Annotated in this window: 13 protein-coding genes; 11 read left to right on the plus strand and 2 right to left on the minus strand. The window is 53.5% G+C overall.

The window, feature by feature from the left end; translation table 11 throughout:
* Positions 1-175 precede the first annotated feature (175 nt).
* The 11 genes from JOE29_RS20015 (at position 176) to rfbA (ending at position 16,623) form a co-directional block, all read left to right on the plus strand.
* Positions 176-994 (plus strand): hypothetical protein, encoded by an 819-nt coding sequence (locus JOE29_RS20015; RefSeq protein WP_010424838.1) that lies wholly within the window; start codon positions 176-178, stop codon positions 992-994.
* A 17-nt stretch (positions 995-1,011) separates the two neighbouring features.
* Positions 1,012-2,466, plus strand: coding sequence for a DUF4214 domain-containing protein (locus JOE29_RS20020; RefSeq protein ID WP_116896056.1), 1,455 nt, complete (start codon positions 1,012-1,014; stop codon positions 2,464-2,466).
* A gap of 146 nt (positions 2,467-2,612) precedes the next feature.
* Positions 2,613-5,060 (plus strand): glycosyltransferase family 2 protein, encoded by a 2,448-nt coding sequence (locus JOE29_RS20025; protein ID WP_210079792.1) that lies wholly within the window; start codon positions 2,613-2,615, stop codon positions 5,058-5,060.
* On the plus strand, positions 5,057-7,507 hold the full coding sequence (locus JOE29_RS20030; protein ID WP_210079793.1) for a glycosyltransferase family 2 protein: 2,451 nt from the start codon (positions 5,057-5,059) through the stop codon (positions 7,505-7,507). The genes JOE29_RS20025 and JOE29_RS20030 overlap by 4 nt, the downstream gene beginning before the upstream one ends.
* Entirely contained in the window at positions 7,507-8,673 is a 1,167-nt protein-coding gene (locus JOE29_RS20035; protein WP_065088345.1) for a nucleotide sugar dehydrogenase, read from the plus strand. Before JOE29_RS20030 ends, JOE29_RS20035 begins: the two co-directional genes overlap by 1 nt.
* 103 nt (positions 8,674-8,776) lie before the next feature.
* Positions 8,777-9,823, plus strand: coding sequence for a hypothetical protein (locus JOE29_RS20040; protein WP_016567243.1), 1,047 nt, complete (start codon positions 8,777-8,779; stop codon positions 9,821-9,823).
* A gap of 43 nt (positions 9,824-9,866) precedes the next feature.
* Positions 9,867-12,191, plus strand: a complete 2,325-nt coding sequence (locus tag JOE29_RS20045) for a rhamnan synthesis F family protein (RefSeq protein ID WP_137983888.1) — start codon at positions 9,867-9,869, stop codon at positions 12,189-12,191.
* Positions 12,192-12,259: 68 nt separating this feature from the next.
* The gene (locus JOE29_RS20050; RefSeq protein WP_010424851.1) at positions 12,260-13,636 is read left to right on the plus strand and encodes a glycosyltransferase family 2 protein; all 1,377 of its coding nucleotides are present in this window, start codon (positions 12,260-12,262) and stop codon (positions 13,634-13,636) included.
* Between the two features lie 94 nt (positions 13,637-13,730).
* Positions 13,731-14,831 (plus strand): dTDP-glucose 4,6-dehydratase, encoded by a 1,101-nt coding sequence (gene rfbB, locus JOE29_RS20055; RefSeq protein ID WP_032658950.1) that lies wholly within the window; start codon positions 13,731-13,733, stop codon positions 14,829-14,831.
* Entirely contained in the window at positions 14,828-15,733 is a 906-nt protein-coding gene (rfbD, locus tag JOE29_RS20060; RefSeq protein ID WP_032658953.1) for a dTDP-4-dehydrorhamnose reductase, read from the plus strand. The genes rfbB and rfbD overlap by 4 nt, the downstream gene beginning before the upstream one ends.
* 8 nt (positions 15,734-15,741) lie before the next feature.
* The gene (gene rfbA, locus JOE29_RS20065; protein WP_044311970.1) at positions 15,742-16,623 is read left to right on the plus strand and encodes a glucose-1-phosphate thymidylyltransferase RfbA; all 882 of its coding nucleotides are present in this window, start codon (positions 15,742-15,744) and stop codon (positions 16,621-16,623) included.
* Positions 16,624-16,732: 109 nt separating this feature from the next.
* Here the strand turns inward: rfbA and JOE29_RS20070 are convergent, their stop codons facing one another.
* Both JOE29_RS20070 and JOE29_RS20075 read right to left on the minus strand, forming a co-directional pair.
* Complete coding sequence (locus JOE29_RS20070) at positions 16,733-18,193, minus strand: hypothetical protein (protein WP_044311971.1); 1,461 nt, start codon at positions 18,191-18,193, stop codon at positions 16,733-16,735.
* On the minus strand, positions 18,190-19,044 hold the full coding sequence (locus JOE29_RS20075; protein ID WP_004419147.1) for a polyprenol monophosphomannose synthase: 855 nt from the start codon (positions 19,042-19,044) through the stop codon (positions 18,190-18,192). The genes JOE29_RS20070 and JOE29_RS20075 overlap by 4 nt, the downstream gene beginning before the upstream one ends.
* Between the last annotated feature and the right edge of the window lie 3 nt (positions 19,045-19,047).

Below are 19,047 nucleotides of genomic sequence, written 5' to 3' on the forward strand. Positions count from 1 at the left end.
TCTGGCTAGCACACGGCCATTAACCCTATGTAGCAGTACCCCAGCAGCTTATTGTCAGACCTCTAACGGGATTGACGGTGTAGCCGCTCAGGATAAGAAGGAAGCTTGTTGGGTGCAGTCTCCAGAACTCGATGGATTAAAGATCAGCTCTCGCGTGACGCTGCTCGAGCCAGGAATGTACATATTCCGTTATGCCTCGCAGCCACCCGCGGACAAGCCTGTGTGCATCGCACTGCAGCAAGCCCCACTGGGTAAAGGTTCTATTGATTTCTTTCCAGCCGAAGGTGTCAGCAAGAACATGCTGACCCGGTTGGGCGATACTATCGTTGCTCGCGTCAAGGGCGGCATCACTACGGTTCTGATCACCGAATACCATATGTTCGACGCAGTCATCGACCCTATCGACTTGCGCATCGACCGAATCGACACCTCCACCGCCATCATGCGCAATTTCACGATCGCTGCGACTGCCGAACCGAGCGCGGCAATCTCGTCGACTCTCACGCCCGTCGCGCTGAAGCTGGTCGCGCATCTGCAAGGCGAAGGTGATGTGATGTCTACGGAAGGCTGGACCGGTGAACCTGACGGCACCCGGCGCCTTGAAGGATTTTCCATCCTGTGGGACGACAAGCCGGCAGGCGTGGACCTGGTTTACACCTCCACTGTCGCAGGCTCCGGCCCTAGCCCTAATGTCGCTACGGGAGCCTTCACCGGTACCCGTGGCAAGTCTTTACCTTTGGTTTCAGCAGGTTTCAGCCTGGTAGGACCCGATCGGCATTTTTACGAATTGTCTGGCCACCTTGTCTTTCGCGGCGCTGCGCCGCAGGTCATTGTCGCCAACCAGATGATGTACGGCCCCACCGGCACAGAGCCCCTGGTGGCGTTACACATTTGCATCGCACCCGCTACGAAGATGAACGCTGCCCGCTATAAGTCTCCGTGGGAAAACTCTGCATTGACGCAGAAAATTAGCAGCACAGGCCAGATGGCTTGAAGTAACAGGAATTTCCCATGCAATATGATGCCCCGGTAACAGCAACCGAGTTCAGCTCGTTCTTGACCGCTACCAACCTGACCGATAGCACCACTGCCGCAATCAGCACTCTGCTGGCTCTGGACAGCGCTTCTACTGTAAACCTGGCTAGCTGGGATGGCGTGAACAGCCTGGAAGTACCTGCTGGTCAAACCGCTACTACCGACGTGATCACTGGCACCATCGCTGGCGCACGTGGTGACTTGGTTACTCTGAATGTTACTGCTGAAGTAGCTGCTGCCAAGGCAATCATTCTGGACAGCCTGGCTAACCTGAACGTTAACATCACTCCGACCATCGCTACTGATGCTGCTGCCGACGTTTCGTCGCTGGCTCGCGTTGCTGTTTCGGCTGATGCTTCCGCCACCACTCAGTTCTTGCTGACCACTGGCTCGGGCGATGACGTGATCATCGTTAATGGCGATCAGAACAACTTCATTGACGCTGGTGCAGGCAACGACACCATCATCACTGGCAACGGTAACAACACTGTTATCGCTGGTGCTGGCAACAACAACATCATCACCGGTACCGGCAACGACACCATCGTTCTGAGTGGTGTTAACCACGCAGACGTCGTCAATGCGGGCGCAGGCTACGACGTTGTTCAGCTGGACGGTTCGGTTGCTGACTACACCTTCACCGCTGGCAACAACTTCAACGTCAACCTGACCGGTGCGCAAACTGCCTCGATCACTGGCGCTGAGTTCCTGACCTTCGTCAACACTACTACCAGCGCTGTTGAAACTGTTGTTCTGGCACAGAACGATACAGAAGCTACAGCTCTGCGCATGTTCGAAGGCATTCTGGGTCGTGACGCAGATCTGGGTGGCGCTCAGGCGTTCGCTGGCCTGGCAAATTCCGGTGCATCGTTGACCGACATCGCCAATAGCTTCCTGAACTCCTCCGAGTTCGCCACTACCTCCTCGGCGGCTCCTATCAGTAGCTTGTACACCGAACTGCTGGGCCGTGCGGCAGACGCTGGTGGCCTTGCCAACTGGCAAGCAGTGGTAGCTAACGGCGGCACTCTGGCTGACGTTGCAGCAGGCCTCGCCGTTTCCACCGAGGCGCAAGCTCTCGACCAGTCGAATGGTGACTTTGTCCGCGATCTTTACACCTCCGCGCTGGGTCGTGCAGCTGACCAAGGCGGTCTGGATAGCTGGGTATCGCAACTGTTCAATGGCGCTAGCCGTGCAGAAGTAGCTCAAGGCATCGTTGGCTCACAAGAAGCAGCAGCCAAGGCAGATAGCGATTTCATCGATGGTCTGTACCAGAATGCAATTGGCCGCGCCGCTGACGCAGGTGGCAAGGCTGCCTGGTCCGGGCTACTGGCCGGTGGCGGTACCCACGCTGATGTTGCTATCGGCATCGTAGGTTCTCCAGAAGCAGTAGCACATAACGACAACGTTATCGTGCTGCACGGCGCGGTGTAACTAGCCCCGTCGTTGTAACAAATACGCCCGGCCGCAAGGCCGGATCGTATGCAAAAAGGGGCGACTTTCGGGTCGCCCCTCTTTTATTTTTAAAGTGAACACGCCAGCTTATGTCCAGACACCTCGACCGTGGGCGAGAAACGCTCATGGATATGTTTCATCGCCACCGCCAGGCCGATGAGCACGACCTTGCCACCGTGGCACTCGAGTGTGCGCTGCAGACCCCTGAATACCGTCCGGAAGCACTTATCTGGAAAGGTATCGAGGCCCTGCCGCAAGACCCAAAGCTTGCCTTTATTTATTTGCTCAACGCCGCGCACGCGTTTCCTTTACGTGCGGACATTCACGCCCTCCTCGGGCGCAGCATCATTGCCCAGGGTCAGCCGTTACTGGCCAACCGTTACATGAGCAATGTCTGGCAAAAGCTGCCTGCCGACGCTTCGCTACGCATGATGCTTTGGCAGGCACGCAGCCTGTCGGAAACACCTGAAGACTTGCGCCGCATCATTCTCGCGCACCTTCCTGATATTACCGCTGCCAACGAACTCGCTCTGGTACTCAAACTGCTGGCTGCGCAGACCGGATTGCCAGGCACGCTGGGCGTGGTCCGTTACCTGCCTGATGTGCAGGAGATCCACGGCTGGGCCATCGACGTGCACAACGTGCAGACGCCTGTGTCGTTGCAACTGGAAGCCAACGGTCACTTGATCAGCATGGTTGCCAGCGCCCCGCACCCGTTACTGACAGCGGCAGGATTGCCTGCGACTCACGGCGGTATTCGCATCAAGGTACCCAACGCCACCCCTGCCGTGCATGTGCGCTTCGATAACGGCACCGCGCTGCTGGGCAGCCCACTGTCAGCGATGCCGGTTTTCGTTGCTCCACCTGCGGCGTTGAAGGTTGGTGACAAGCAGCCGGTGGATGTACTCATCCCTGTTTACGACGGGCTGGAAGAAACCCTTGAGTGCATCAACAGTGCGCTGGAAGCGCGCAAACGCAATCGCACACCTCATCGCCTGGTGGTGATCGAAGACGCAACGCCGGTCCCCGCGCTGCGCAAAGCCCTCAAGGTTCTCGCGGGCAAGGGCAAAATTACTCTGGTGCAGAACCCCATCAACCTGGGCTTCATCCGCAGCATGAACCGCGCGATGGCGTTAAGCCCCAGGCAGGACGTGGTCTGGTTGAATGCCGACACCCGTGTGCAGGGTGACTGGCTGGACCGGCTGCGCACGACTGCCTATGCCGACGAGACCATCGCCTCAGTCACCCCGTTCACCAATAACGGCGAGTTGATGAGCTTTCCTGAAAGCCGCTTCAGCCATCCGATGCCCAGCGCAGCAGAACAGGCCCGCCTGGACGATCTGGCGCGAATGACTGGCAGCCCGGCCATGGAGCTCGAAACCGGCTGCGGCTTTTGCCTGTACATCAAACGCAGCGCTCTGGACAGTGTGGGTTATCTGGACGAAGTCGAACTGCTGCGTGGCTATGGTGAGGAAACTGACTGGTGCCTGAGGGCACGCGGCCTGGGTTGGCGTCATGTGGGCGCGCCCAATGTGTTCGTTGCGCACCAGGGTGGCATTTCATTCGGCGCCGAAAAGGCGCTGCGGGTGGCGCACAATAACGCCATCCTCAAGCGTCGCTACCCGGACGCGTCATCGCGCTATGAAAACTTCTGCCTGCGCGACCCCATCAGGCCCGCGCGTCAGGCTCTGCAACGCGCGCGCCTTGCGCAACTACCCGAGCAGTTGTCGACACCAGCATTACGGCAGTTGCATATTGCCAACAGCACAGCATCGCAAACACCTTTAAGCCTTACCTGGCGGAACAGGGGCCAGCATGCCCAGGCAACGTTGCAGGCCAACGTGCTGCCGCTGGCGTTCAGCCTTGACTACGAACTGCCTGCCGACACCGAGCAACTGCTGCAAGACCTGCGCAGCCTGCCATTGGACGAACTGATCTATCAGAACCTCGCCAACTGCCCTGAAGCGCTCTGCGCACTGGCCGAGCAACTGGATAGACCTTACCGAATCGTTTGCCGCGATGACGCGTTGCTCACGCCAGACAGCCGCTTCGACTGGCCGCATTTCGCACGCGAGGCGCAGAGCATCGAGTTGCCGTGGCAGGCCCTGCGCGAGCGTTACGCCGCCGCTCTGCCCCAGGCCGATATTCTGATCCGGTCAGCCCTTCAAGCGCTGCCGAACAACGATTCTGTGCCAACCACCCTGCTGATTGCCGACCGCCTTTCAAACCCTGACATCGCCAAACAGTGGCTGGAACTGGGCAGACGCATCACACACGAAAACCAATCACTGGTATTGCTCGTTGCAGAGGACGGCCCGTGGGTCAAACCCTTGCTCGCCACTGGCGCAATTCATGCATTGCCCAGTGCGCAAGGCTTGAGCCAGGCCGACTCAGTCCTGCTTGCTGGATGCTCCGCCGCATTGAGCCTGGAGCGCAGCCCAGGCGCATCCTGGCGCGCTGCGGACCTTGCCGTCGAACTGGGTCTGCCGCTGTACGCCATGCCAGGGCCGCTCGCCCAGGAAGCCGGAGCATTACCGATCAACACACTGCTTACTTCATTGAGTCGGACATGATCTCAGAACACCCACTGGTTAACTCCGACCCGACCACTCAGCCCCCCGGCAATACCCGCTTCAATGGTGCCATCACCGGCCTGTATGGCGATGTGCTGCAAGGCTGGGCGCTCGATACCCTGCACGTGGATGAACGCCTGGTTGTCGAGGTCTACGTCGACGGCGCCTGCGTTTCACTGGTGCGGGCCGACCAGTTTCATCCCCGTGCCGGTGCGGATGATCCATTCCATGGCTTTGGTGTACAGCTACGCCAAGGCTGGCTGGATAATGCAAAGCACATCAGCGCCCGGGTGGCCAACAGTGACTGCTGGCTTGCGGGCGACCTGCAATTACCGACCACGCCCAGCGCAGAGCCGGCGCCCATCGCGTCTCAGGTATGGCACAGCGGTGGCCTGCGGCTCGGCGGCTGGTCTTGGGACCCGGATGCACCGCAGCGGCATGTGCAAATCACCGTGCGTGAAGGCAGTCGGGTACTGGGCCAAGCTACGTGCAATGTTCATCACCAGGCGCTGGTCTATCGCGCCACCAGCGATCACGGCTTCAGTTTTGATCTGCCCTGGGAACTGGCCGATGGTAAGCCACATACGCTGGACATCGAAAATGACCTCGGCCATACGCTATCCGGCAGCCCGATAACCCTGTGCTGCTGGCACGACGGGCTGGAAGGTCTGCTCAAGCAGCATGAGCGCACGCCCACCGAGCAAAATCTGACATTGCTGACCCGGATTGCAGCGGACCAGGCAATGCGCCTGCCGAAAAGCGCAGGCTTTCATCATTACGCCGAGTGGTTTGAACGCTTCCGTCCTGCTGCGCCAAAAGACGATCAACTGCAGCACTGCAGGATCGGTTTGCTGTTGATCAGTGACGGCGACAGCACGCTCGAAGCCATCAGCCTCGCGAGCCTGAACTCCCAGCGAACAGCGCCTGATCAGTTGGCCAAAGCAGACGCCGCTCACCTGCTGCCCGCACTCAAGCAGTTACTTGAAGCCGGCTGCGATGCAGTGGTCCCGCTGATGGCCGGCGATCATCTGGGAATGCACGCACTGGAACACCTGAGCACCCTGCTCGACAATGGCTGTGCGTGGGGTTATGCCGATTGTGATCGAGATGGTCCGCAAGGCGAGCGCAGCCTGCCGTGGTTGAAACCGGTATGGGACATCGACCTGTTTATGGGGGCCGATATCTTCACCCCCGGGGCCATCTTCAGTGCTGCGATCATCGACAAGGCACTGGCGCTGATACCCGCCACTGATGGCCAGCGAACTCTTGATTGGCACCAGTTGAGCGCGGCCATCGCCTTGGCCACCGAGACCAGCCAGGCCGTCGTCGCGCATTTGCCGCACGTGCTTTATCACCGCAGCCATTTAGCAGCCGCCAGCCCGGAGCAAGCCGAACCTTCTGCGCAACGCCTGCAAGCGATTGCCTGGCTGAGCGAGAGCCTTGCATCAGGTGCCATCGTCACGCAGTTGCCGAAATTCCCGACGCTGTTGCGTACGCAGTGGCCCTTGCCGGCCACCCTGCCCCGCGTCAGCCTGATCGTTCCAACCCGCGACCAACTCGGGTTGCTGCGCACCTGTATCGAAGGCCTGCTGACCGCGACTGATTATCCTGACCTGGAAATAATCGTTGTCGATAACCAGTCCAGCGACCCGCACACCCTGGTTTATCTGCAACAGTTGTCTGGGCGCGGTGTGAAGGTTCTACCCTACCCTCACCCTTTCAATTACTCGGCCATCAACAATTACGCCGCCACCCACGCCTCCGGTGAACTGATCGGGCTGGTCAACAACGACATCGAAATCATAGCGGCCGACTGGTTAAAGGAAATGGTCAGCCAACTGCTGCGCCCGAACGTCGGCGCAGTGGGAGCCAAACTGCTGTGGCCCAACCGCATGGTACAGCACGGCGGCGTGGTGGTCGGTGTCAATGGACTGGCCGCGCACACTGGCAACCACCTGGAACAACGCGACCCCGGCTACCTGGGCATGAATCAGATCACCAGACGCCAAAGCGCAGTTACGGCGGCATGCCTGCTGCTGCGCAAATCGGTCTTCGATACGCTGCAAGGCCTGGATGAACAGGCTTTCCCGGTGGCCTTCAATGACGTGGATCTGTGCCTGCGTATTCGACAACAAGGCTTGAGCATCATATGGACGCCATTCGCCGAACTCATCCACGCCGAATCGGCCAGCCGCGGCAAAGACCAGACTCCGGAAAAGCGAGCCCGCGGCCAGCGCGAACAGCAAGGCTTTATCGAACGCTGGTCCCAATCTGGCCAAAGCGACCCGTACTATCACCCGGCGCTGAGCCTGGATTATTTGAGCGGGCCTTATGGGGGGTTGGCGATGCCGCCAAGGAGTGAAACGCCTCGAAATCACATGGAGAGAGTACATAGCCATTATCAGGAATACCCTGATGGTACGCCTGCATTCAAGGAAAAGCTTTGATGAAAATTGCTGTTGTCGGTACAGGTTACGTGGGCTTATCCAACGCTGTACTTTTGGCTCAGCACAACAAGGTTGTTGCGCTGGATATACTTCCAGAAAAAGTTGAACGCATCAACCAGGGACTGGCCACCATTATCGACCCGGAAATAGAGAATTTTCTCAAAACGAAAAAACTCAACCTGTTGGCCACCACGTCTAAATACGAAGCGTACGACGGTGCCGAGTTCGTAGTCATTGCAACGCCTACTGACTACGACTCAGAAACGAACTGCTTTAATACATTATCAGTTGAATCTGTCATTCAAGACATTCTGGAAATACAACCCGCTGCCACGATCGTTATTCGCTCGACGGTTCCGGTGGGTTTCACCAAAACAATGCGTGAAAGATTCAAGTGCAAAAACCTGATTTTCGCTCCTGAGTTTTTGCGAGAGGGACGTGCACTTCATGATAACTTGCACCCTTCACGTATTGTGGTAGGCGACACCTCGGCCGTCGGGCAGGCATTCGCAGATCTGCTAGTCCAAGGCGCATCGAAAGAAAACATAAAAGTTTTATTGACAGACTCTACAGAGGCAGAAGCAATAAAACTATTTTCAAACACTTATCTTGCGATGCGTGTTGCGTACTTCAACGAGCTCGATACTTACGCAGAGCATCTCGGACTAGACGCCCGACAGATAATCGATGGGGTCAGCCTGGACCCACGCATAGGCAACCACTACAACAATCCGTCCTTTGGCTACGGCGGCTATTGCTTACCTAAAGATACAAAGCAGTTGTTGGCAAACTACTCCAATGTACCAAACGATATCATCCGCGCCATCGTTGATTCCAATACGACACGCAAGAACTTTATCGCCGAATCCATACTAAAGAAAAACCCGACTACCGTCGGAATCTACAGACTCATTATGAAGTCTGGATCCGACAATTACCGTGCCTCTTCGATTCAGGGCATTATGAAACGACTACAAGCTCAGGGCATTGAAGTCATCCTGTACGAACCCGTACTAAAAGAAGACGTGTTTTTTGAAGCACGTGTCATGAAGAACCTTGAAGAGTTTAAAGAAAAATCTGACCTGGTCGTCGCGAATAGAATCACCGAAGAAATAATGAACGTGCGTGACAAGGTGTACACCCGCGATTTGTACGGCGAAGATTAGAATATGGCTTTTTATGGGTGCGTTCGCAGCGGAGGACCGGCATCTTGGACCGGATGCCCTGCGCTGACAACATCATTAAATTTAAAGACACAAGGTTGATACAATGAGAAGTTCTTATCAAGCGCTCTACGATTTCGGATACAGTTTTTTATCACCTGTGCTCAATCATTACGTTCGCCAGTTAGAAAAATACGCAACGACCCATCGCCCTGTTTGCCTGGCACGGGAAGGCTGGATTTTCTTCAAACTGCTCAATCAATTAGAATCAAAAGGGCTAATCCAGCTCCCTCATAAACCGGTCTATTTAAAAGTATCCCGAACGCTGCTCTTTCGAAGCAATCTAGGGGACCCGGATACCTGGGACATGGCATTGCAAAGTAAATTCAAAGGGTCTGTCCTAGACCTACTGAAAAATCGCTTTGGATTACAGTTGCACGAAGCATTCGGTTTGCTTCCACAGATGCTTTTGGATTTCAATCTGACACTGCCTGATGACAAGGCAAAAGTTATCCAATGGCTGACACCTCATAAAACCAGACTTCAGGAGTATGTGTCCCCTACTCGCACCGCCCTGAAGCACTACTTTAAGCAGGAGCAGCTATTGGACGATGGTCCTACTGCGATCATGCTTGATCTGGGTTATGCGGGGACTATTCAAAAGCTGATTACGAAAATGATAGATCGAGATACCTTAGGGCTTTACTTCATTGCCAGTGCAGCAGGCGATACTGTGATCTCAAAAAAGACCGCTCGAATGAGGGGCGTCTTTAAGGAGAACGTAGACTGGTCACAGGGCTATTTAATGCTGGAAAGATCTCTTCTACTGGAAAGTTTAATGACGGCACCTCATGGACAGGTGGTCGATATTAGGTTGCGTACAGACAATCAACTCGACTTTTTTTATGGCCGTGCAGCGGCCCCTCAGCGTTACTACCAAGACCTTGAGACAGTGATGCAAGGTGCTATTGATGGCGTTGAGGAGTCCTTTCGTAACGGTATCGAATATAGCGTGGAGGAAGTAGAAGCGATCTATGCAGGCTTCGCTCTTTCACCCAGTGCCATACCCAGTGCAGTATTCCACCTTTTTAGTATTGATGATGACTTCTCAGGAAATGGGGTTATCAACCCGACACAATTATTTGGATTGTGAATTCAGGCCCCACGACCAAAAACTCATTTGACGAGAAGTAAACATGAACACAAATCAAACCACTGCAAACAAGAAATTACAGGCTGTCATTCAACTTATTGAGAACAGTGGATCCTTCGACAAGAAATATTATACCTACCAGCTTAAAAACGCCGGAAAAAAAACAAAGAACCCTATTGAACACTATCTCTTGGAAGGCTGTAAAACCGGCTTGGAGCCGCATCCTTGCTTTGTGACCAATTTCTATTTTGAAAACAACAAAGACGTTCAAGAGGTCAATGCTCACCCATTTATACATTTCGTCATGTATGGGTATAAGGAAAACAGGTTCACTCGAGAAGGTTTTTCGCTTAGCCACTACAGAGAGCAACACCCTGAAATTGAAAAAACCGGTATCAACCCATTTAAACACTTTACCAAAAAATATGGCCAGCACGAGCCGGCTTCAAACGTCGTAGCGCCGCCGCCAGTAATCAAGTCTCAACATTTGAGCGAGTCGGATATCAGGACCCTCTCTGAGCAGGCTATCGAGCTGGGTCTGTTTGACAGCCAATGGTACAGCGAACGCTATGGAAAACAATTCAATAGCAGCGAGGATGCTTTTGCGGACTACCTTGACAAGTCTCGGTTCTCCCCTGTAAATCCGTCAAACTATTTTGATACTGAAACTTACCACCGCATGAACACCGACGTTTATCATGCGCAGATCAGCCCTTTATATCACTATCTTATTTCGGGTCGTCAAGAGGGTAGAACCTACCACGCCAATATAAAAAAATGGCAGCCCAACAGCGTTCTGGACGTTCAGGCCACTCTAAAGCCAGAAGCAGCTCGCCTCAATGTAGCGGTTTGTCTACACATATTCTATGAGGATTACATAGAGAAGTTCTCACATGCGCTGGCAAATTTCCCAACACAGGTTGATGTATTCATTACCCTGGCTGACGCAAAACACCAGAAAAAAACAATCGCAGTTTTTAGCAAGCACCCTCGTGTAAAAAACCTGAAAGTTCGTTGCGTCCCTAACCGCGGCAGAAATTTTGGCCCCTTGCTGGTTGAGTTTTCAAAAGACTTGATGGCCTATGATCTTTTTTGCCATTTACACTCCAAAAAATCTTTGTACTCAGGAAGGGAGCAGACCCAGTGGGCAGATTACCTGACCGAGTATCTGCTGCGCGACGCTAACATTATCACACGTTTGTTAAATGCTTTTGCCGATCACAAAGACCTGGGGCTCTATTACCCTACGACTTTTTGGATGATGCCGTCTTGGGTTAATCATGTCACCATGAATAAAAGCTTTATGGCTGCTTGGCATAATGAGTGGCAAATAGCCCCCTGTGACGGTTTTTTAAGCTACCCGGCCGGCGGGATGTTCTGGGCTCGCCCTGAAGCGCTCAAAGACATGCTGGAGAAAGAATATGACTATGATTTCTTCCCGCAGGAACCTCTGCCAAATGATGGGTCAATGCTTCATGCGTTGGAACGGGTTATCGGATTGCTTGCTGAAAAAAATGGTTATAAGCAATTCTTCTATTTCCCTACCTCAGGGCAGTTCACCATTGACCAGAGTTATACAACTCACAGTTATTGTCAGCGTATGGAAGAGGTACGAAATCAGCTGAGAAATTTTTCAACCATCAGTTTCGACGTTTTCGACACGTTGGTACGTCGCCAATATACGGTTGCAGATTATGCCAAACTTCTACTTGGCCAGAAGCTTGAGGCAGGAGGTCTTATTGCGTCCGCACAGGGGTTCGTAAACCTCCGTAACGAAGCGGAGTACGAACTTCGCAAGCGCTCAAACTTTCAAGGAGATGTTCGTTTAAGTGATATTTATTCGAATATCGGCATGACGTTAAAAATTACCGACGACGAAGCTCAAGACCTGATGCGTCGCGAATTCGAAACAGACCTGAGCATGATTCTCGCCAAAGATGAAATGGTTGACCTGTTCAATGAACTGGGCAGTCACGGTCATGTGCTATGGGTAATCTCTGATACCTACTACAGTCGAGATCAAGTAGGGCTCATGCTTCGCAAGGCTGGAGTGACAGGCGCCTATCGTCTGCTAGTCTCTAGCGAAGAGCAGAAGCGCAAGGACAATGGCACGATGTGGCACATGGTAAAAAATGATCTTCAGCACCACGGAGTGACCACCCATATCCACATCGGAGACAACGTAGTCGCCGATTGCCAGATACCTGGCGATTTTGGCTTGACCACCATGCACATTCTGCACCCGACTGACAAATGGCAGGCCTTGGGCTTTCCGAAACTCAAAGAAAACTCGTCTACACTCAACGAGTACGAAATACAAAAATGGGGAAGGCTCGTCAGCACCGTCGGTCGCTTACCGTTTATATGAAGACCTCATGCTTGAAACATTAAAATATCAATTAAAGAATTCAAAGATTGGAACCGAGGACAACGATAATGCAACCCAAAATAAAATTGGCTGCTATTGCGAAAAATGAAGGAGCCTATATCCCACAGTGGATTTTTCACCACTTGAAGGTTGGTTTCGATCAAATAGAGATATGGATAAATGGGACCACTGATAACTCTTTGAAGATCATAGAAGAGATCAGCGCTCACAATCCTGGCAAGCTAGTCGTAAGAAATGCTGACAGCTTGCTGGAAGAATGCAAAACCCGCAGCGTCAATTTTCAAATTGAAACGTATGCAAAAGTTTTTGCTGAAACCAAAGCGTCAGGCGAGTTTACTCACATTTTCTTTCTGGACCTTGATGAGTACTGGATCTCCCTAGACCCCAGCATATCGATAAAGGATTTTATCACCCGCCAGAAAAATTTCGATACGGTTTCTTTCCAGTGGCTTATCGACATCCCGAACTACGAAAGAGATATCTTTACGCCCATCTTGTCGGAAGAGAATATTTTACAAAAAGACCGTCACGTTAAAACATTGATTGCATTTTCCGACAAGAAAACCAAAATCCTCATCCACAACAGCATTGTGGATGGCGGTATCACTCTTTTGGGAAATGGTGACGAACTCGTTGAAACGCACCCAGAGCAGGAACACAAGCAGAAGGTGTCCAATGAGTACTTCAATGAAACCAAAAAGAACATCGAGCCCTTCTTCATACTGCATTTAGTCTATAAGTCACAAGCAGAGTATGTCGCGTCTCTGATGCGTGGTCGAGTGCATGTAAACGATACTAATATCTTCAAACTCAATCGTTTTGGCTACTCCCCATACGTCAATGACGATCAGCTTTTAATCCACTTTCCCGCGTCCCATATTCAAGACTATAACAAGGAATACGAGGACTTCCTAAGCGGCAACAATTTACGCGCCCTACTCAAGGACGCGCAGCGTTTTGTATATGAGAAATGCAACAGGGTACTCGACTTGCTGGATCAGGACCCGTCACTGCTAGGGACCCACGATCAACAGCTGCGGGGCGTGCAGCTTCAGAAGCTTGAAGACACTCGCTTAAAGTCTGAATCTCCTTACTACCACATTGATGTTATAAAGCTTTTTACGGACGTTTTGGATGTACGCGGTTGGATTCATGATCCTCTTTCAAGTGACAGGATTCAGATCGAGGTAATCACCCATCCCTCCAATAAAGTTTCCGTAGAAATGGTAGAGCGCCCGGACGTCTTGAATGTTCATCCTGACGCCCACCTTGACTGTGGATTTAAAATATCTATAACACTTGACAGCTCGGAGCTCGGCACGCTTAACCTTACTGAACTTCCCTTCAAGATCCATGCTAAAAATCGCCATTTTAGCTGTGAGTTAAAAACAGGAAAAACTATCACTGTGGTTCATCCAGAGTGATCCACCTGTCTATAAGAAATCTGATCTGGAACCACATTCAAGCGTGTGGTTTCAGTTTTCACTGTATTAGAACTGCTCAACCCAGAGACTCCCAATGATCCTAGTCACAGGCGGAGCCGGCTTCATCGGCTCGAATTTCGTTCTGCAGTGGTGCGCTCGTAATGGCGAGCCGGTATTGAACCTCGATGCGCTGACCTACGCTGGCAATCTGGCCAACCTGCAGTCGCTGGAAGGCAACGAGCAGCATCGTTTCGTTCACGGCAATATCGGTGATGCGGCATTGCTGGAGCGGCTGTTCGCCGAGCATCGTCCGCGCGCGGTGGTGCATTTCGCTGCGGAATCGCATGTGGACCGTTCGATTACCGGCCCCGAGGCATTCGTCGAGACCAACGTGATGGGTACGTTCCGTTTGCTTGAAGCGGCTCGTGCGTACTGGAACGGTCTGGAGACGGCTGACAAAACTGCCTTCCGTTTCCTGCATGTGTCTACAGACGAGGTCTATGGCACGCTGGGCGCGAACGATCCGGCTTTTACCGAGACCACGCCGTATCAGCCGAACAGCCCCTATTCAGCCAGCAAGGCTGCCAGTGATCACCTGGTGCGTTCTTACCATCACACCTACGGCATGCCGGTACTGACCACCAACTGTTCGAACAACTATGGGCCTTTCCACTTTCCGGAAAAGCTGATCCCGCTGATGATCGTCAACGCATTGGCTGGCAAGGCGCTGCCGGTCTACGGTGATGGCCAGCAGATCCGCGACTGGTTGTACGTCGAAGATCATTGCTCCGGTATTCGCCGTGTTCTGGAAGCCGGTGCGCTGGGCGAGACTTACAACATTGGCGGCTGGAACGAGAAGGCCAATATCGATATCGTGCAGACCCTGTGTACCCTGCTCGATGAACTGGCTCCCGCCGCCGCGCGTCAGGTCATCAATCAGAAGACCGGTCAGCCGGTCAGCGCTTACGCCGAGCTGATCACTTATGTAACCGATCGCCCGGGCCATGACCGCCGCTACGCGATCGATGCGCGCAAGATAGAACGCGAACTGGGCTGGAAGCCTGCGGAAACCTTTGAGACCGGCATTCGCAAGACCGTGGAATGGTATCTGGCCAATCAGAAATGGGTGACTGGTGTCATGGACGGAAGTTACCGTGACTGGATCGTGCAACAGTATGAGGTCAGCGACGCATGAAGATTTTGCTGCTGGGCAAGAATGGGCAGGTTGGCTGGGAGCTGCAGCGCGCTCTGGCACCGCTGGGCGAGGTGATTGCGCTGGATCGTCAGGGTGCCGATGGCCTGTGTGGTGATCTGGCCGATCTGGAACGCCTGGCCGCCACGGTTCGTGCGCTGGCGCCTGATGTGATCGTCAACGCAGCGGCCTATACAGCTGTGGACAAGGCAGAGAGCGAGCCGGACCTGGCGATGTTGATCAACGGCGAAGCTCCGGGCGTCTTGGCTAGAGAGGCTGCCGCACTGGGCGCATGGCTGATTCACTACTCCACTGACTATGTGTTTGATGGCAGTGGTGAAGAACAATGGCAGGAAAGCGCGCCAACCAGTCCGTTGTCGGTCTACGGCCGCAGCAAGCTGATGGGCGAGCAGGCGATTCAGGCCAGTGGTGCCAAGGCATTGATACTGCGCACCAGTTGGGTGTATGCGGCGCGCGGCCATAACTTTGCCAAGACCATGCTGCGCCTGGCCACCGAACGCGACTCGTTGAACGTGGTAGCGGACCAATATGGCGCCCCCACCGGTGCCGAGCTGATCGCCGACGTCACTGCGCAGATTCTGTATCGAGTACGCGCAGATCAAAACCCGGCAGCGTTGGCAGGTATCTATCACCTGGCTGCTGCCGGTGAGACGTCATGGCACGGCTTTGCACAGTTCGTTCTGGAACACGCCGCACGTAATGGCGTGGCATTGAAGGTCGCGCCCGACCAGATCGGCGCCATCCCCACAGAAGCGTATCCAGTGCCGGCACCGCGCCCGCGCAATTCGCGGCTGGCTTTGAGTAAACTCGAAACTGCTTTTCAATTGAAGATGCCGTCTTGGCAACAAGGCGCACAACGCATGCTGGACGAAATCCAGCGCTAAGGACTCTCATGGCTCGTAAAGGAATCATTCTGGCTGGTGGATCGGGTACCCGTTTGCACCCGGCCACGCTCTCTGTCTCCAAACAGTTGTTGCCGGTGTACGACAAGCCGATGATCTACTACCCGCTGTGCACGCTGTTGCTGGCCGGGATCCGTGACATTCTGATCATCTCCACACCGCAGGACACGCCGCGCTTCTCGCAGTTGCTGGGCGACGGCAGCCAATGGGGCCTGAACCTGACCTACGCCGTACAGCCAAGCCCGGATGGGCTGGCTCAGGCGTTCACCATAGGCGCGGACTTCATTGGCAACGATGCATCGGCACTGGTATTGGGCGACAACATTTTCTACGGGCATGACTTCCAGTCGCTGCTGCTCAATGCCAGCAACCGTGAGTCGGGTGCCTCGGTCTTCGCGTATCACGTGCAAGACCCCGAGCGTTATGGCGTAGCCGAATTCGATGACAGCGGCCGAGTGCTGTCGCTTGAAGAGAAGCCCACGATTGCCAAGTCGAACTACGCCGTCACTGGTTTGTATTTCTACGACAACCAAGTGGTCGATCTGGCCCGCCAGTTGAAGCCCTCCCCACGCGGCGAGCTGGAGATCACCGATCTCAACACGCTGTACCTGAAGCAGAAACAGCTGCACGTCGAGATTATGGGTCGTGGTTATGCCTGGCTGGACACCGGCACGCATGACAGCCTGCTAGAGGCCGGCCAGTACATTGCCACGCTGGAAAGGCGCCAAGGCTTGAAAGTCGCCTGCCCGGAAGAGATCTGCTACCGCGCGGGCTGGATTGATGCCGCACAGCTTGAAAAGCTTGCGCAGCCGTTGATCAAGAATGGCTACGGCCAGTACTTGAAGAATGTGCTGAAGGAAAAGGTCTTCTGACCTGAGTCTGGCGGTTCGAGATGCCAGATCGATAAAGGGCGCGATACCGTTTTTAACGGTATCGCGCCCTTTCGCTGTTTAGCGCTGCTGACAGGAGTTACATCTGGAGTCAGTTGACTTCAAGCACCATCTTGAGCAGTTTTTTCTCACCTACAACGATAGGTTCGGCCTTCTTGACAACCAGTTGGTTATCACCTGTGATACCGAAGTTACCAACGATCTCGTTTACGCAAAGCTCAGTGGTGTCGAAGAAGCAAAGCGCCGTAAACTCGCCTTTGCCCTTTGTCGTTGCCAGGAAGTCATCTCTGAGGACTCCGCCACGAAACGCAGCGCCGTAGACCGGCAAATCAGGCTGCAGATGCTTGGTTTCGAACAGAGCAGGCCAGACATCCCAGAAACCTCCGGTAATCACCTCTGCTTTCTCTTCTACAGCCCGCTTGGCTACGGCCTCGGAGTTAGAGCGCCAAGGTGCAGCAACCAGCTCGTCATAGTCTGCACCGAAGCCACGCGAAGAAACAAATACACAATAGATCAAACCAAGACCTGGGATGATCAACGCATATTTATACTGACCGAGCATCAGCATGCGCGTTATAACAAACCCCATAACACTGGCGATAATAAGCTCGCTGGTGAGGAAGTAACGAATGTTATAAAGATTCATCTGCAGCCATACGGTGTTGGCTAAAAGGACAATAATTCCTAATCCAACGCAAACCACAGCACTCAGTTCGAGAAATTTCTTTTCGGCCGACACCTGATAACTGATAGCTGTCATCGCCAAGAAGATAAGGAACGCACCTAAATTCAGATTCTGGTAGATGCTATTCAGGGACTCAATAATTCCCTGAAGCGAAATCAACATACCAAAGTCTGTAGAAGCCACTCCAAATGTCTGGCTGTGGTAACGAGCAATCAGAATAGCCAAACCGTTGATAACAAAGAACGAAAGGTATCGTTTCCAGTCAGGCCAGCGCAAGACACCCAACAGAAAGATGACCGGAATGGCGTAGGTCAGTAACGCGTAGTTTGTAGCGTAAGCAACACTGCATACGAATAAGGCGATGACCATAATGGCCGCCTTAGGCAGTTGCGAATAGGTCAGCGCATAAGCGAATGCCAGCATGACCATCGAAGTGCCAAATGTATTGTGCTGGACGTAGAAATTGAACTTACCATATTGGCTCAGGCAGGCGAGGACGATGATATTGGTGATTGCAATCGCGACCAGCAGAAACCTCGGGCTTCGGTTAAAGAAGATCAAGATTCCCAACGGAGAAAGGTACGCAAACATGCTTCTAAAAAAAACCTGTACCCTGAGATTGGTGTCCACGTCCGAAAATGGAGAGGCCAGTGCAGGTATGACATTCAGCAAGCGATCCTGACCCCAAAAATACCAGGTCAGTTTCTGAGTCGAAATAAGCGACGTAAGAATCCCGTCTCCGTCCTGAAACCCTGCCAGCGCCTGGGTTAGCGGGAGTACCGCACCCGCAACAATCCCCGACAGAATAATAAGCAGAACGCCTAGCAGTAGCTGGCTACGATTATCGCTGGTTGATACGACCGTCATGCGCCTTTCGCACCGATCTGACGATTCCCACAGCTCAGACACACTTCGTCCTTGGTGCCTGTTGCACCCGGCTGATCGGCTTTGATCAACGAGAATTCACATTGGCATTTTTCGCATTTCATTATCACGTTGCTCACAGCAGGAGAAACTTTGGTGAAATGACTGATTGCCGTCAGCCTGAGCAAATTAGCGATACCGCGGAAGATCTCCAGTGGAGGGATCTTCGACACACCTGCATTGCGCTCATGGAAATGGATTGGACGCTCGGATAGCTTCAGGCCATGTCGATAAGCCTGAACAATCACCGCGAGGAAGAATGAGTAGCCACCCACGACCAGCGTGTCGAAGTCGATTGCATTCAACCGGCTGACGCGAAACGCGCGAAAAGAGGTAGTAAACTCGGTCAGTTTGATGCCCAGCAACAGCCTGGCGGCTTTGTTCGCCGCCTGACTGACACGCAGACGATAACCTGTGTAATCACACTTTCCGCCTTCAGCGTAACGAGAGCCGATGACAAGGTCAGTCGTGGCATCCAGAGCGCCAATCAGCTTCGGGATGTCGGCGGGATCGTGGGAGTGGTCGCCATCCATAGTGACAAGAATGTCGTATGAATGAAAAATCGCATACTTCCATGCCAAAAGATGCGCAGTGCCCAAACCCAGTTTTCCTGGGCGTACGATCACTTTCAGGCTCGGCCTGGCCAACGTGGCCAGAATATCGAGGGTGCCGTCCTTGCTGCTGTCATCGACCACGAGGATATCCGCATCGGGTGCGGCAGCGGTGATCCGCTCGATCATGGACGTTACGTTGCCTGCCTCGTTATAGGTGGCAAAAAAAATCAATTTTTTCATTAT

The organism is Pseudomonas sp. PvP009 (assembly GCF_017832995.1).
GTDB lineage: Bacteria > Pseudomonadota > Gammaproteobacteria > Pseudomonadales > Pseudomonadaceae > Aquipseudomonas > Aquipseudomonas syringae.